The following is a 15,915-nucleotide window of genomic DNA, read 5'->3' as shown; positions in this document are numbered from 1 at the left end:
TCTCCTTTCAATCCTTCCAGAATAGTTTAAGCATTTCCTGCTGCATGCATTCCCTCTTTGTCCTTGAAAAGCTCCTGTTCCACATCTGTCACTGTAATAGTGTCCAGGTAATCATTGCAGCGGTGGTTCATCTCTTCATAAAGCCCATCTATATAACCGCTCATACCGCAGGCTACACGGCAATTCTTATCCGGGTCTCCGCTCCGCCAGCCTGCATCGGCAAATTTGGTGTCCAGAGCCCTGCTGATCTCCCCCAGCGTGATCGTGCGTCCCATCTCATAGGAATATCCGCCTGAAAAACGTCCTTCCCTCGTCTCCACCAATCCCGCCTTTTTAAGCTGTGCCATGACCCGCCGTACCCGGCCGGGATTCGTGCAGATATTGTCCGCCAGTTCCTCACTGCGCTGGGTCGTCCCCTTATGGTGCAGGTACACCAGCGCATGGAGTCCTACGATAAAATCGCTGTTCAATTTGCTTCACCACCTTCTGTCTCATACGGCCAGTCCACAATGCCGCCAAAATCATAAATATTAGTATATCCCATCTTCACCAGCTTGTCTGATGCCTGCTTGCTGCGGACCCCGGTACGGCAGTGCACCAGAATCGCCGCATCCTTGTCCGGCAATTCCTCCGGCTGCTCCTCACCGATCGACTCATTGGGTACCAGGACCGCTCCCGGAATGTGTGCCTGCTCATATTCCTCTGCCCTGCGTACATCCACGACCGTCACATCTCCTGAATCCATCATCTCCTTTGCTTCTTCAGCCGTTATCTTGTGATAGGCACTGCCTGACTCTTCTGGAGCTGCGGCTGCCGTTCCTTTATGGGACCGGGTACAGGCAGCCAGCAGGAGCGCTGCAGCCACCGAAAGCCCGATTGCTATATACCGGTTCATAAAATACCTCCTTATCATCCTGTTTACCTGCCCTCTTATGGGCCGGCCCAAACTGTTACTTTTTTTCTCTCAGTTCATACTGATATGATATCAGTAACAGTTCAATCTGTCAAGCTCTTTTTGGATTTTTTCATTTTTTATTAGAAAAAACAAAAAGCCCTGAACCTCTACAGGTTCAAGACCATACGCCCGGAGCTTATCCTCTTTTGGACTTATCCGGTTTTGATACTTTCGCTTTGTGTTCCACCAGCCGGAGCGTGTTCGCGGGATATTCAATGTGTGAGACCGGACACCTCCGATACAGGGAACTTCCCTGCACTCCTCCCGGAACTGGCGAAATAGTGGAGACGACGGGATTCGAACCCGCGACCTTTGCGTTGCGAACGCAACGCTCTCCCAGCTGAGCCACGTCCCCTTAACATAGCTGTGTGATACCCGACACTGGGTATCACACAGGAAAAACAGTGGAGACAACAGGGCTCGAACCTGCAACCCCATGCGTGTGATGCATGTGCTCTCCCAGCTGAGCTATGCCTCCGTAACTTATTTTAGCACTTATGGCAGATTTTGCAACCCTTTTTTCAAAATATTGATAAAATTCCTGTAAATTCATAACAGTCCATACGGCTCATCTTCTTGACCGAAACACCCGCCGTGGATTGAATCCACAGCGGGTATCACGCTCTTACTCAAAGTAATCCTTATATTCAACCTCAATAGCATATTTCATGCGGGTCATGCTGATATAGAGATGTTCCTTAAGCGCAGCCTCAAGCCCCTTCTCGTCCTTCTGCTCCAAAAGCTCCAGCAAATGGGCATGTTCCTTGATGATGCGCGTGAAATCCGTCTCTGTCACAAAGTCCAGCATTCGGAACCGTGTGTAATGGAGCTGCTGGGCCTGGATAAAATCCCAAAGCTTCTCTCTGCCTGTGGCGGCAAACCAGATGGTGTGCATCTGTGCATCCATACGGTAGAACTGCTCCGGTTCAAAATCCGGCTCCCGGATCAAAAGCTCCTGACAGCGGATCTGATGGCGGATCTCTTCCAAAAGTAGTGGCGTCTGGGTCTCCATAAAATCCCGCATGACCATCAGTTCTACTGCAACCCGCATATAGATCATCTGCCGGATATCATCCAGATTCAAGAGAGTCACATAGGTGCCGGAATACGGGACCGTATTGACAAATCCCTGTTCCTGGAGCCTCCTGAGAGCCTCCCTGACCGGCGTCCTGGATACATCAAAGCGGGCGCAGATCTCATTTTCACTGATCGCCTGTCCCGGCTTCAGTTCCAGGTCCAGAATATCCCGCTTCAGCGTGTCAAATACATAATCTCCACGGTTCTTGTAGCACTTCTCGCTCATGCTTTCCCCCTGTGCCTTTCGGCAGTTTCTTTAAAACATCAGTCTTAAGACGGCTGTTTTCCGATATATGCCTTAATACCGCCGTCTACATACAGGATCTGGCCGTTCACAAAATCAGAAGCTTCGGATGCAAGGAATACTGCGGGTCCGCCCAGATCGGAAGCCTCACCCCAGCGGCCTGCAGGAGTTTTGGATACGATAAACTGGTCAAACGGATGCCTGGAGCCGTCTGCCTGTTTCTCACGCAGAGGCGCGGTCTGAGGTGTTGCAATATAACCAGGCCCAATGCCGTTGCACTGGATGTTGTACTCGCCGTACTCGGAAGCAATGTTCCTGGTCAGCATCTTCAATCCGCCCTTCGCTGCTGCGTATGCAGAAACGGTCTCGCGGCCAAACTCGGACATCATGGAACAGATGTTGATGATCTTTCCGCCGCCCTTCTTGATCATAGCCGGGATCACTGCCTTGGATACGATGAACGGAGCATTCAAGTCCACATCGATAACCTGACGGAAATCTTTGGCTGCCATCTCGATCATCGGGATCCTCTTGATGATGCCTGCATTGTTGACCAGGATGTCTACAACGCCCACTTCAGCCTCAATCTTCGCTACCATGGCGTTCACCGCATCCTCGTCGGTAACGTCGCATACATAGCCGTGTGCTTTGATGCCCTCTGCCTCGTAAGCTGCGATCCCCTTATCAACCAGCTCCTGCTTGATATCATTGAAAACGATGGTAGCGCCTGCACCTGCCATAGCCTGCGCGATAGCAAAACCAATACCGTAAGATGCTCCGGTGATCAGCGCAACTTTGCCTTCCAGGGAATAATTCTTGATGTAGTCCATGTTCCATTCTCCTTTTTCTGTTTAATTTTAGTATACAATCTTATTTAATTGTATACAATTTATTTATAGGTATACAATATCATATCTTTGACCGGTTTGCAAGTGGCAGTTTAAACAAAGATCGCTTTTTATTTTTGTACATATCAGAGAAAGCCCAGTTTTCACGAGGGGAATCATAAAAAGAAACAAACACAAAAAGAAAGAGCCTTTATCTATAGCCTCCTGCGACTATCATATAAAGACTCTCTCCTGGCATTTTCTTTCGGTTTTTCACTTCTTATCAACTCAATTTCGTTTTCTTATCTTTCGATAATTTTTTACTTTTGATTGATCTTCTGTTCGAAACCTATTCAAGTTGAGGTTTTCTGCCTAACCCTTTTTGTTGCTTTCAAGCTCCGCAGGATTTTGTTTCTTGAATCAATCTCCTGTTTCTTTGCTTTGCTCGGATAAGAAAGTTCTTATCTTTGTAGTTCTATAATAACTGATACCATCCTATTTGTCAAGCTATTTTTTAATTATTTGAAATTTATTTTAAAATAATTTGCTTTTTATGTATATATTTTTTATATTATCTGAAATTATCAGATTATTTACTTTAATTTGCTCCATATACCGGCCATAGCGTCGTTGACCAGCCGGTAAGCCTGGTATTTTTTTTCGTAGACCGCTCCCGATTCCGGCCTGGGGACAACCGTCTTTGTGATCCGGACAGTCCTGGCTGCCGCCTCCTGATAGTCTGCATAGATCCCTGCGCCGATCCCTGCTGCCATAGCAGCACCCTGAGCCCCCAGCTCTTTCCCTTCCACCACATCAACCGGGATCTGGAGTGCGTCTGCAAATATCTGTACCCAGACTTCCGAATTGGCAGCGCCGCCCGAAAGGCGGATGCTCTCCGGCCTCTCCCGGTTCCGTAAAAGCCGTCTTACATGAGTCATGTGGGAAAACACCACGCCCTCATAAATGGCTCTCAGCATATGCCTGCGGTCATGATATCCCGTCAATCCGACAAATGTCCCCCTCGCCTGCGGGTCCTCATTGGAACCGTTTAAAAACGGCAGGAAGATCAGGTTACTTTCCTCTGGCCGGATCTCAGAAACCATCCGGTTGATCCGCTCATAAAGACCGGCCCGGCCCCAGGTTTCCTGTTCCATCGGCATCTGAGTCCGGATAAACCATTCCAGATTGCCGGCTGAAGTTGGACTGCTCTCCTCAATGAGATAATATCCCGGGATACAGAACATGGAATTCAAAGATACACTGCCGTCCACAATAGGAGACCGTGCCAGGAATTCATTGATGCTCCAGGTTCCGGCGATCATGCACAGATCCTTTTCTGATACAAGCCCGGATGCAATCCCGCAGGCATTCACATCAAACATACCTGCTGCCACAGGCGTTCCCTCTAAAAGTCCGGTCAGACGGCCGCTCTCTCTTGTCACACCGCCGCAGATCTCCGCGGATTCCTTTAAAGGCGGCAGCCTGTCATAGATCCCACCGATCCCGAACAGCTCCATCAGCTCCCGGTCGTATGTGCCAGTCTTCATATTGATCAGATTTCCGCCCGAAAAATCCGTGTATTCCCCGTTCCTCACTCCCGTCAGGCGGTATCGCACATAGTCCTTCACAGAAAATACCGTGCCGATCCGGTCATATGCCTCCGGTACATGATCCTTCATCCACGCAAGCAGACTGACCGGCTGGCACGCCAGCACTGTCTGGCAGGTTTTCTCAAACACCTTGTCCAGCACGCCTTCCCGCCTCCACCGCACAGGGTATTCCCATGCCCTGGTATCGGTAGACAAGATACCGCTGCAGACAGGGTTTCCCTGTGTATCCACCACATACAGCCCCTTGCCATGTCCGGACAAAGAGACGCCCGCTATATCAGACGGCCGGATCCCGCTTTTTTCCAGCACCGCCCGGATCACCTGCGCATTGGTCTGCCACAGCTCCTCCATATCCCGCTCCGTATAGCCGGACTTCGGCGTCAGTACCCGGGTGGGAAGGCTTGCCACCGCGATCTGACTTCCTTCTGTGTCAAATATAGCCGCTTTTGAAAATGTCCCTCCGTTATCTATCCCCATCAAATAGTTCAAGGCTCCACCTCCTTATGTATGATGTACTCCTGTATGATTTCCATCATAGTACGCAGAGGGCAGTTTGTAAACAAAAAACATATTTCCAAGTTCCAACAGCTCATTTAAAAGCCTTCTAACAAACAACACCGCCGAGGTTTTCAATTACCTTCAGCGGTGTTGCTTTTCACTGTGTATTTAATGCTCCAGGCACAGCGCCCTTTCAGGCGTCATCAGCACCCAGGCGTCCCCTGCTTCTTGTCAAATGCAGGATTGAACGCATAGAAATTCCGGCTGTCCAGATGATCCTGGACATCCCTGAGGGCTTCACCGAATCTCTGGAAATGCACAACCTCCCGCTCTCTTAAGAAACGGATCGGATCACAGACCTCCGGGTCCTTTACCATCCGCAGGATATTGTCATACGTGGTCCTGGCCTTCTGTTCTGCCGCCAGGTCCTCAAACAGGTCCGTGATCGGATCGCCCTTGGACTGGAACTCGCAGGCATTGAACGGGATTCCCCCTGCCGCCTGAGGCCAGAGACCGGTAGTATGGTCAATATAGTATGGCCCAAAACCAGATTCCTCGATCTCCTGGGGAGTCAGGTTCCTGGTCAGCTGATGGACGATAGCGCCGATGATCTCGAAATGCGCCAGTTCTTCTGTTCCAATATCATTTAAGATTGCCTTTCCCTTTTCATAGGGCATAGCGTAGCGCTGGCTTAAATACCGCATAGCTGCCGCAGATTCTCCGTCGGGACCGCCATACTGGCTGATGATGAACTGTGCCATCTTCGGGTTTGTCTGCGTAATATTTACCGGATACTGCAGTCTTTTTTCATATCTCCACATTAACGCTTCCCTCCTTCCCAGGGCCACGGGCTCTTCATCCAGCTCCAGTTGTCAGAGCAGACCTGAGTGATCATTAACGGGCCATAAGCCTGCTCATAAGCTTTCACTGCTTCCTCATTGATCCGTTTTGCATATTTATAGTAGTTCATGGCGTCCTGGTCGGTTGGATGGGTATCCAGATAAAGGAGGATATCGTCCAGGGCAAAGCCGGTTTCGTAAACATTTTTTAACAGCTGGTTTTCACATCCACACATCATCCACGGCACCTCCCCATAACAAATGGCAGATCCAGTTCCGGGAAAATAGTTCCACGGTTCAGTCCCTGTTCCAGAGAATATGTCTGTTTCCATTTCTGCCACGGCACATATCCCATGGCGATCGGCATACCGGACAGCCGGTCTTCACGGACACAGGTGCTGAAAGCCGGAGAAACCGAGGTGGTCTGTGACGGAACCGCTGGCCGCGGCATGATCGGAGTCTGGTCCTGGCACTGACACGGCATAGGCCGGACAGCCGGCTGTACCTGGCACGGCATTGGTTTTATCGGGGTCTGGCACTGGCATGATGCCGGTGCAGATTGCTGCATCGGGCGGATCGGGCGCGGCTGGATATCCGTTTGTCCGCATCCGCAATTGGTATTCATGCAGGGAGGAACCGGCATCTGCGGTCTGCAGGTACAGGTGTTCCGTTGATTGCAGTTACAATCCATATAAGAATTACTCCTTTCCTTACGGAAGTTTCTAGTATCATGGTATGAGGCTCCGGTCGCCTCCGTTACTCCGGAATCTGTATTTTCAGCCGGAGGCATTTCTCCCCTGCATTCTCATCAGGCATCGTCCCGTCTTTCTTCTTATATACCACTCGCTCCAGCCTGCTGCCTCCAGCCATGGTTGTCACACCTGTCTCACCGTCCACATATGATACAGTACAAACAACAAAAAAGGAGATTTTTAAAATGTGTGGATGTAATAACTGGAATAACTGTAATGGATGCAACAATTGTGGATGTGGTGCCAACTCCGGGTGCGGCTGCGGATGCAGCAACAACAGATGCGGCTGCAATTGCGGCAATAACAACAATATAAACCGCAGACTCCGTGAGGCTTACCGTGCAGGTTACGCCGCAGGCTACCGCGACGGCTACGACGAAGGCTTCCGGGAAGGCTTCCGGGCTGCAAACAACAACGGGATCATGCCGCTCAGCGAGATTGCTGAAGACTGCGGCTGTGGCGCTGCACGCAACAACGGCTGTGGATGCAACAGTGCACGCGACAACAACTGTGGGTGCGGATGCAACTAAACTGCAGATATCTTCCTCTATAACCGATCACTAAAACCGATCCCTTGCCGGATCGCCAAACCGGCCAGGGAATTATAAACATCTGAAAATCCTCCAAAACAAAAAGAACCGATATCCCGGCAGATCAGTCGTCTGCCGGGATATCGGCATTTCTATTTAAGCTGTATTCTATTGGAGCGCAATGCCATTTAAATCTGTCAGGACTGCGCTTTCAGGCAGGACTCCCAGTCCAGTGTGCAGCTTCCATCCTCCTTTAATATACAGGGAATTCCGATACCGCCTTCTGCTTTTACAGCATCAAACACCGGTTCACTGTCGCGCAGTCGTATAAACTCTCTTAAGTTGTCTAAGCTGTCCTCGAATTCACAGAAAGTATATGCGATGTCTGATTCCTTCAGCCTCTCTGCAAATGCCGCACAGTCTTCGCACAACATAGTGCCATAGATCTTTAACATAACACTCCTGCCCTCCTCAGCCCGCTTTTCACTTCTGCGGCATTCTCAGCCGCATTGCCTTTTTCATAGTAATACTTGATAATATCCTTTCGGGTGATGATCCCGATAAACAGCCCACGGTCGTCCACTACCGGGACAAAGTTCTGGTTCAGCGCCCGGTCGATCATATCCTCCATGTTGGACTTTGCCGTCACCGGGCGGTAATCCATGCGCCGCCTGATCGTATTGACCGGTATCCCCTCCGCCTCTTTCAAGTTTAAATCATACTGATTCTTTATCCCCCACAACAGGTCACCTTCGGTTATGGTCCCGCAGTATCTGCCGTCCCTGGTGAGCAGGGGTACTGCAGAAAATTTGTGGTATTCCATCTTCTCCAGCGCCTGGCGGATAGAATCATCTTCGTATATATAGGCGATCTCACTCTTGGGTGTGATAAAAAATAATATATTCATATAGCACCTCGCTCATGTCCTGTTTTTGATTTCAATTTATCATAACACATATTTCCAACGATAATGTGAACAAATTATTAAAATCTCATGAAGCATGTACGAGGCCTCCCGGCGCAGATCACAGTCTGGGGACAATTCCTTTTCAGGGAAGCAGATGGGACGGATTTCCTGTATAAAACATGGACAGCCGGTGCATGGCTCTTGTGGATGCTATATAAAGCAGGCACCTGTCATATTCCGTGTGATAAACCTCGGCATCGGCATCCGCAACTATGACCTCATCAAATTCCAGACCCTTTGACATCCGGATGGATGTGACAGAGATCCCATTCATGAATCTGGTGCTTTCCTCAGAGATCAACTGCACATGAAACTCTCCTGCAAGCAGTTTATACAGTTCCTTAGCTGCCTGCCCGGTTTTGACAATGATTCCGCAGGATGCATATTCGCTTTCTGAAAAATCCTTCAGCTTCCGGCGGATCCTGTCCAGTTTTTCCGCATCATCACTGCATGCCGTTACCTGGGGGGCTTCTCCATGCCGCTCCATTGGCTCCAGTTTCCCGGAGTTTTGTATTTTCTTTGCGAATGTGATGATCTCATAGGTGGAGCGGTAGCTTTTCGTCAGCTCAACCAGCCTCCCATCATGATAGATCTGCATCAGGTCTTTCAAGGTATGCCGATGGAGGGGATTGATGAACTGACCATAATCCCCCAGGATCGTCTTGGGGCATGGAAAGAGCCTGTTGATGACAGCGTACTGCACAGGGGTATAGTCCTGCATCTCATCAATGACCAGATGCCTGATACGCCTGCTCTCCCGGATACCTTCAAAGGCTGAATGAAGATAAAGGAACGGGGATACGTCCGCCCATTCCAGGGTCTTTTTCCCCGGCATCACAAGCATATGGGGATATCCCAGCCACTGATAAAAGTTCCTGTACAGCGCAAGGCTGTTCTTTATGACCAGCATGGAATTCAGGCTTTTTAGTATGGTCCTCACCCCCGGCACCCTGTCTCCCATATAATTATCGGAATCAAAACGATCATGAATATCCTCCGCGATCCGTTCCAGCCGTTTTTTCACAGGCATACCTTCACAGGCTCCAAAACGCATCCGGATCCAGTCTGCCTTCGCCGTAAAAGGGCCAAAAACATAGTCCTCCGGCTGAAAAATGGTTTGGGGCATTTCCTCAAGATACTGATCCATCAGCCTGACAAAATCCAGTGTCGACTTGAACCGCACACGTTCCTCCCACTCCCTGTCAGAAAATCCAAGCGGATCCCGGTCCTTATCAAAACTTACGATCCCCTCAAGCTGTACTTGGGCAATATCTTTAAACCCAAATTCACAGACAGGCTCCTCCCCCAGCTCTGGAAGGACCGTGGATATGTAGTCGCCGAATACCCTGTTGGGTGAAAGGATCATGATATTGGCTGCGGAAAGCCTGTCCTTAAAACGGTAGAGAAGGTATGCGATCCTGTGCAGTGCGATGGAGGTCTTGCCGGAACCGGCCACTCCCTGTATGATCATGGTATTGGTATTTTCATCCCGGATGATCTGGTTCTGTTCCTTCTGGATCGTGGAAATGATCGATCTCATCTTCTCGTCGGATGTATGGGAAAGCTCCCGCTGCAGGACATCATCCCCGATATGGACCGAACTTTCCAGTGCGTATTCCAGCACCCCGTTTTTTATTTTGAACTGGCGTTTTCGGGTCAGCTCGCCCTCGATCCATCCAGACGGGGCCTCATACCCGGCAGGCCCCACCTCACAGTCATAAAACATTCCCGCTACGGGAGCCCGCCAGTCAAAGATCAAAAGTTCGTTTTCACGGTGAAACGCAAAGCGTCCGATATAATACTGTGCCGCCTTCTGCCCGTCCTTTTCCCGAAAGTCAATCCGCGCAAAGTAAGGGGATTCCTTCAGCCTGGCAAGCCGTGACCACACATCCACCGCAAACGCACCGGTCCTGTCAATCTGTTTTAAAGCCAGTTCATTCTGGAACATTTCATGAGGATCGATCTCCCCCCGGTAATCCGCCATATACCGTTTTGCATCTCTGTACTCCCTGTCGATCCGCTCAACACTGTCGTTGGCCTCTTTCAGAGCCTCATCCAGCCTTCCCATGATCATTTCCAGATGGGCGGTCTCATCTGGAAATGGATTCTGTTCTTCAGGTAAATTCTGTCTATCTGTCATGTGCGGCCTCCCTCGGCAGGATAAAGCGCTGGGTCGGATAACCAAACTCGATAAGCAGCTCTGCCTCCGCAAATCCCAGCTCCTGGATCTGCCTGCGGTGTCCGGTATCTGCCTTATCCCCTTCTCTGTAAGTAGTGATACTGATTTCTTTTTCCTCGATCAGTTCCTCCACCACCTTCTTTAAGAAAGCCTGGGGAATTCCTTTTTTTCGGTAGAGCGGATGGGTTCCCATAAAATCAATGCTTCCCGTCGAGTATGAAAACAACATCACCCCGATCGCAGCCGAACCATTCTTCAGGATAAGAGCCTGCCTGATCTTGATCCTTCTTTTGAGCTCTGCCACATATTCCTCTTCCTGAAGATGCGGAAACCCGTCTATGACCAGCCTTACCAGCTCCATCCAGCAAGGTATGTCTCCCTCCTCTGCAAAAACAATATCCCATGTCCCGGACTCATCAGCACAAAGCATCTGGCATCCCTCCCCGAATTTAAACTCCAGCTGCAGACGGATAAAATTTTTCATTTTCCCGGTATTTGCCCGGCGACTGCTTGTACATGGCAGTAAAAATATTTGTAAAAGCCTGCTGGGTCTCATATCCCGCCATCGCTGCGATCTCCACAATGGGCCTCGCAGAAAAAATCAGCAGCTTTGCCGCCTCCGTCAACTGCCTCCGCTGGACATAGTCGTGGATCGTCAGGCCAACTGTATCGGTAAAAACCCTGTGAAGATGGTATTTGGAGTAATGCACGGCCTCTGCCACGCGGGACAAGTCAAGCTTTTCCGTCAAATGGGCCTCTATGAACCGGATCGCTGCTGTAATTATTGTAATACTGTCGTTGTCCATATAGACAGCCTCCTTTCATCCTTTCCAGTTTACCAGATTTTTGACGTCCTGTTTTGCTTAATCTTGCTTTTCTGCCCAGAAAAAACGGCATAGCCAACCGCTACGCCGTTTTTCAAACAAGCTTTTTCTTATTCCAGATAATCCAGCGGATCCACTGTCTTATCTCCCTGCTTCATCTCAAAGAATACATTGCTGCCTTCTACCGTATAGTATTTGGTAGGCTCCGCAACATAGCCCATAAGCTGGCCCTTTTCCAGGTATTCCCCTTCCACGGCCGTCACTTCCTTGAGCTGTCCGCAGATCACGGAATAGTCATTACCCAGATCCAGCATCAGGTAATTTCCGATCTCTTCGTTGGTACCGCTCTCCACTACGCGTGCATTGGCCGGAGCATAGACAGGGTCGCTGACCTGGCCCTGGATGACCAGTCCGGGATTGCATTTGTACTGGTCCAGGGTCGGGAAAAATATGGTGGATTCCATGTTGTAATCCAGCACGATATTCCCTCTGACCGGCCACATCATCTTGCTGGCGTCGTTGAAATTCAGCACCAGTGCAGTTGCTGCGTCGATCCCGGTCCCGGCAGCCTGGGCTTCTTCTTCTGCTGCTGCAACCTCATAAGTCTCCTCTGACACAACCGTATCCGGATTGTTCTGTGCCATATTCTCCTTTGCTTCCTGCGTACCAGCCGGCTGTGTATTGGAGTCTCCTGCTACCGGCGTCTGCTGCCCCGGTTCCTCTGCAAGAAATTCCCCCTGCCCCTGCATATCCACATATGGATTCTGTTCCTGCCCGCTTCCTCTTTGGATTGTAACAACACCTGCCGCAGCTACTATAGTCAGCAGGCCCAGCACCAACATGACAAGGAATAATTTATCCTTGAACATCTGATTCATTTTCTCTTTCACCGTTTATCACCTCGGTACTATTCTTACCAAAGCGATATAAGTTATTCAGCCGTCAGAGAAATATTTTTATAATAATAATTTAATATATCTTCGTATCCCCAGCCGTCCCTTGCCATACTGTCCGCTCCCGCCTGGCTCAGGCCGTAACCATGTCCGCTGCCTCTTGAAACGGCGCGTATCCTGTCGCCATCGCCTTCCAGAAGAAAGCATGAGGACGGAAGTCCCAGTGCATACTGGATCTCCTCGCCAGTGTAAGTTTTTGCGCCGATCTTCATCTGTAAAACGTATTCCGAATCATCTTTTTTTACAGTCTGGATCTGGTCTGGAAGCTGGTCTGCCGACACCGGCTGCCCGTCTGGTATCTGGTTCACCAGTCCTGCAAATTCTGCCCGGCTCCATTCCAGGGTACACTTATAATCTGCCCTCGACGTGTCCCAGCGGCTGTCCACGGGCTGAAGATACGGGTAGTCCGCCTCCCCCTTTCTCGTCCGTCCTGCGCTTATGGCATGAAACAGCGGCAGCACATAGCGGTCCTCATATCTCATTACGATCCCCGCCGTCTCCTGGACTGCCTTCCGGCAGCGCCCCAGATTCTCCGCCGCCAGCTCCTTTTCGGCCAGGCTGGTGCTGCCCGGCCGCACTCCAGCCTCTTCTCCCAGGTAATCCAGATCCAGCTCCTCCTCATGGATCTCCGTGCGCCCATTCATCAGACGGTATATGTAGGTCCTTGCAATGACTGCCTGGCACTTCAACGCCTCCGGGCTGTATTCCGGGTTCATCTGACAGACGATCACTCCAGGCAGGTAGTCTTCCAGAGCAAGATAGGTGCGGATGCCGTTCCGCTCCAGAAGGATCTTCCTGGTGACAGTGCCATGTGAGCCGTCCCCCGCTCCCCGGACACCTGCCGCAAGTCCTTCCACCGCTGCCTCCAGCGCCCCGGCAGTCTTTTCCACCTCAGCTTCTCCTGCTTCCACTACGGTATCTCCCGCAACTCCCGCCGCGTCTCCGCTTCCATTTATCAGCGTCCCCGCCGCCTGGTTTTCAGCTTCAAGCCCCGCCTGGATCTCTTTCACGGGACTCACAGCCTGTCCTCCCTGATGCATCCACACAAGGGACATCAGCCAGGGAAGCAGGAGGATGATAATTCCCGACACCACCCATTTGCGCATAAAAAATCCCTCCTAACTGCTATTATCAGTCTATGGAGGGATTTTTTGATTATTCCATTTTATTTAAGTTTTTGCGGTTTACAGCTCTACCTCAACCTTTTTTAAGTGCCAGATGTCACGCACATACTCCTCGATGGTACGGTCAGAGCTGAACTTGCCGCTGCATGCAGTGTTGAGCATGGCAGCCTTTGCCCACCACTTAGAATCGCGGTAAGCCTCATCCACACGCTTCTGCGCGTCCACATACATGCGGAAATCTTTTAAGATGAAATAAGTGTCGGCACGATCGCTGCTCTGGGTATTCAACAGGGAATTGTAAATATCCCGGAACATCTCCGGATCCCGTGGCGCGTAATAGCCGTTGATCAGCTGCATCAGCACCCGGCGGATATCCTGGTCATTGTTGAATATCTGCATGGGATCATACTTGCGGTTGTGCTCCAGCTCGATGATCTCATCGGAGGAAGTACCGAAGATAAATGCATTCTCCTCACCAACCTCTTCCACGATCTCCACATTTGCACCGTCCATGGTGCCTATGGTCAGAGCGCCGTTTAACATGAATTTCATGTTGCCGGTGCCGGATGCTTCCTTGCTGGCGGTGGATATCTGCTCGCTGACATCTGCCGCCGCAAAAATAACCTCCGCATTGGATACCCGGTAATCCTCAATGAACACTACCTTGATCCTGCCGTTGATCGACCTGTCGTTGTTGATCACATCTGCAACAGCGTTGATCAGCTTAATGGTCAGCTTGGCACGCTTGTAGCCTGCCGCCGCTTTTGCGCCAAAGATAAAGGTCCTCGGGATCATATCCATATTCGGATTATCCTTCAGCTGGTTGTATAAGTACATCACATGCAGGATATTCATCAGCTGGCGTTTATACTCATGGAGACGTTTCACCTGCACGTCGAAGATAGAACGCGGGTCCACATCAATACCATTGTGCTCTTTGATATATTTTGCCAGACGGATCTTGTTCTGGTATTTGATGTTCATGAATTCATGCTGGCATTTCTCATCATCCACATACAGCTTCAGCTTGCTGATAGTGGACAGGTCGGTGATCCACTCATCGCCGATCTTTGAAGTGACCCAGTCAGCCAGAAGCGGATTGCCGTGCAGAAGGAATCTTCTCTGGGTGATACCGTTGGTCTTATTGTTGAATTTGTCCGGCATCATCTGGTAAAAATCCTTCAGCTCCTGGTTCTTTAAGATCTCCGTGTGCAGGCGCGCAACGCCGTTTACGGAAAAGCTGCCTGCGATCGCCATATGGGCCATCTTCACCTGACCGTCATAGATGATCGCCATCTTGGCAACCTTATCCTGATTGCCAGGATACATCTGCTGGATCTGCATGATAAAACGGCGGTTGATCTCTTCCACGATCTGATAGATTCGCGGAAGCAGTCTGGAGAACAGCTCGATCGGCCATTTCTCCAGGGCCTCAGCCATGATGGTGTGGTTGGTGTAAGCACAGGTCTTTGTGGTGACCTCCCATGCCTCATCCCATTCCAGGCCATACTCGTCCAAAAGAATCCTCATCAACTCTGCAACTGCCACCGTCGGATGGGTATCGTTGAGCTGGAAAACATTTTTTTCGTAGAACTTACGGATGTCATCGTGTTTCTCCATGTATTTGGTAACCGCGCGCTGTACACTGGCGGAAATGAAGAAATACTGCTGTTTTAAGCGCAGCTCTTTACCTGCATAATGGTTGTCATTGGGATACAGGACCTCACATATGGTCTTCGCTAAGTTCTCCTGCTCCACGGCCTTCTGATAGTCGCCCTTATCAAAGGAATCCAGGCTGAAGGTATCGATCGGCTGCGCGTCCCAGATACGCAGGGTATTCACCACATTGTTGCCGTAGCCCACAACCGGAAGGTCATATGGCACCGCCATCACAGACTGATAGCCCTCCTGAACAAAATGCTCCCGCCCATTCTCCCATACGGTCTTCACATAACCGCCGAACTTGACTTCGGTCGCATATTCCGAGCGGCGCACCTCAAAGGGGTTGCCGTCCTTCAGCCACTCATCCGGTACTTCGATCTGATAGCCGTTCTCGATCTTCTGTTTGAACATTCCGTAACGGTAACGGATACCACAGCCGTATGCCGGGTAGCCCAGTGTCGCCAGGGAGTCTAAAAAGCAGGCTGCAAGACGGCCCAGACCGCCGTTTCCAAGCGCCGCATCCGGCTCCTGGTCCTCGATCAGGTTTAAGTCAAAGCCCAGCTCATCGAGCGCTTCTTTGATCTCATCCCTGGCCATGATATTGATGATGTTGTTGCCCAGGGCACGACCCATCAAAAATTCCATGGACAGGTAGTAAAGGGTCTTTACATCCTTTTTCTCATATACCTTGTGTGTAGCGATCCACTCGTCGATGATAACGTCCTTCACCGCATAAGACACCGCCTGGAACACCTGCGCAGGTGTCGCCTCGTCGATCGTTTTTCTGAACAGGCTCTTTACGTTATATACAACGCTCTTTTTAAATGTTTCCTTGTCAAATCCCATATTCATAGTGGCTTTCCTCCTAATCTGC

The 15,915-nt window shown here is 50.4% G+C and carries 15 protein-coding genes, 2 tRNA genes and 1 pseudogene; 1 reads left to right on the top strand and 17 read right to left on the bottom strand.

Annotated features, from left to right (window positions below; translation table 11 throughout):
• Positions 1-26: 26 nt before the first annotated feature.
• The 10 genes from AB1I67_RS11855 to AB1I67_RS11810 all read right to left on the bottom strand — a co-directional run bounded on the left by AB1I67_RS11855 (position 27) and on the right by AB1I67_RS11810 (position 6,741).
• The gene (locus AB1I67_RS11855; RefSeq protein WP_367030080.1) at positions 27-470 is read right to left on the bottom strand and encodes an Rrf2 family transcriptional regulator; all 444 of its coding nucleotides are present in this window, start codon (positions 468-470) and stop codon (positions 27-29) included.
• Positions 467-895, bottom strand: coding sequence for a rhodanese-like domain-containing protein (locus AB1I67_RS11850; protein ID WP_367030079.1), 429 nt, complete (start codon positions 893-895; stop codon positions 467-469). Before AB1I67_RS11850 ends, AB1I67_RS11855 begins: the two co-directional genes overlap by 4 nt.
• A 342-nt stretch (positions 896-1,237) precedes the next feature.
• Positions 1,238-1,310 (bottom strand) — tRNA-Ala (locus AB1I67_RS11845).
• A gap of 50 nt (positions 1,311-1,360) precedes the next feature.
• Positions 1,361-1,433: transfer RNA gene (locus AB1I67_RS11840), tRNA-Val, on the bottom strand.
• Between the two features lie 147 nt (positions 1,434-1,580).
• Entirely contained in the window at positions 1,581-2,258 is a 678-nt protein-coding gene (locus AB1I67_RS11835; RefSeq protein WP_367030078.1) for a GntR family transcriptional regulator, read from the bottom strand.
• 44 nt (positions 2,259-2,302) lie between these two features.
• Positions 2,303-3,106: a gluconate 5-dehydrogenase gene (locus AB1I67_RS11830; RefSeq protein ID WP_367030077.1), complete on the bottom strand. Its 804-nt coding sequence runs from the start codon at positions 3,104-3,106 to the stop codon at positions 2,303-2,305.
• A gap of 590 nt (positions 3,107-3,696) precedes the next feature.
• Positions 3,697-5,202 carry an FGGY-family carbohydrate kinase gene (locus AB1I67_RS11825; RefSeq protein ID WP_367030076.1) on the bottom strand — a complete coding sequence of 502 codons (1,506 nt, stop codon included), beginning with the start codon at positions 5,200-5,202 and terminating at the stop codon, positions 3,697-3,699.
• A gap of 212 nt (positions 5,203-5,414) precedes the next feature.
• The gene (locus tag AB1I67_RS11820; RefSeq protein WP_367030075.1) at positions 5,415-6,032 is read right to left on the bottom strand and encodes a manganese catalase family protein; all 618 of its coding nucleotides are present in this window, start codon (positions 6,030-6,032) and stop codon (positions 5,415-5,417) included.
• Entirely contained in the window at positions 6,032-6,289 is a 258-nt protein-coding gene (locus AB1I67_RS11815) for a spore coat protein CotJB (protein WP_367030074.1), read from the bottom strand. Before AB1I67_RS11815 ends, AB1I67_RS11820 begins: the two co-directional genes overlap by 1 nt.
• The gene (locus tag AB1I67_RS11810; protein ID WP_367030073.1) at positions 6,286-6,741 is read right to left on the bottom strand and encodes a spore coat associated protein CotJA; all 456 of its coding nucleotides are present in this window, start codon (positions 6,739-6,741) and stop codon (positions 6,286-6,288) included. The genes AB1I67_RS11815 and AB1I67_RS11810 overlap by 4 nt, the downstream gene beginning before the upstream one ends.
• 246 nt (positions 6,742-6,987) lie before the next feature.
• On the opposite strand from AB1I67_RS11810, the gene AB1I67_RS11805 reads away from it, so the two are divergent.
• Complete coding sequence (locus AB1I67_RS11805) at positions 6,988-7,332, top strand: hypothetical protein (protein ID WP_367030072.1); 345 nt, start codon at positions 6,988-6,990, stop codon at positions 7,330-7,332.
• Positions 7,333-7,529: 197 nt separating this feature from the next.
• Here the strand turns inward: AB1I67_RS11805 and AB1I67_RS11800 are convergent, their stop codons facing one another.
• From AB1I67_RS11800 to AB1I67_RS11770, 7 genes and pseudogenes are all read right to left on the bottom strand, one after another.
• The gene (locus tag AB1I67_RS11800) at positions 7,530-7,787 is read right to left on the bottom strand and encodes a hypothetical protein (protein ID WP_367030071.1); all 258 of its coding nucleotides are present in this window, start codon (positions 7,785-7,787) and stop codon (positions 7,530-7,532) included.
• Entirely contained in the window at positions 7,781-8,239 is a 459-nt protein-coding gene (locus tag AB1I67_RS11795; protein ID WP_367030069.1) for a CBS domain-containing protein, read from the bottom strand. The genes AB1I67_RS11800 and AB1I67_RS11795 overlap by 7 nt, the downstream gene beginning before the upstream one ends.
• 142 nt (positions 8,240-8,381) lie before the next feature.
• On the bottom strand, positions 8,382-10,439 hold the full coding sequence (locus AB1I67_RS11790) for an ATP-binding domain-containing protein (RefSeq protein ID WP_367030068.1): 2,058 nt from the start codon (positions 10,437-10,439) through the stop codon (positions 8,382-8,384).
• Positions 10,429-11,284, bottom strand: a pseudogene (locus tag AB1I67_RS11785) (helix-turn-helix domain-containing protein). The gene AB1I67_RS11790 and the pseudogene AB1I67_RS11785 overlap by 11 nt, the downstream one beginning before the upstream one ends.
• 128 nt (positions 11,285-11,412) lie before the next feature.
• Positions 11,413-12,192, bottom strand: coding sequence for a M23 family metallopeptidase (locus AB1I67_RS11780; protein WP_367030067.1), 780 nt, complete (start codon positions 12,190-12,192; stop codon positions 11,413-11,415).
• Between the two features lie 41 nt (positions 12,193-12,233).
• Positions 12,234-13,361 (bottom strand): SpoIID/LytB domain-containing protein, encoded by a 1,128-nt coding sequence (locus AB1I67_RS11775; protein ID WP_367030066.1) that lies wholly within the window; start codon positions 13,359-13,361, stop codon positions 12,234-12,236.
• Positions 13,362-13,439: 78 nt separating this feature from the next.
• Entirely contained in the window at positions 13,440-15,893 is a 2,454-nt protein-coding gene (locus tag AB1I67_RS11770) for a glycogen/starch/alpha-glucan phosphorylase (RefSeq protein ID WP_367030065.1), read from the bottom strand.
• Positions 15,894-15,915: the final 22 nt, after the last annotated feature.

The sequence above is a fragment of the Clostridium sp. AN503 genome, assembly GCF_040719375.1.
In the GTDB taxonomy this organism is placed as follows: domain Bacteria; phylum Bacillota; class Clostridia; order Lachnospirales; family Lachnospiraceae; genus Brotaphodocola.
Note: the sequence above shows the minus strand (reverse complement) of the source record. Positions and strands in the feature narration are given on the sequence as shown.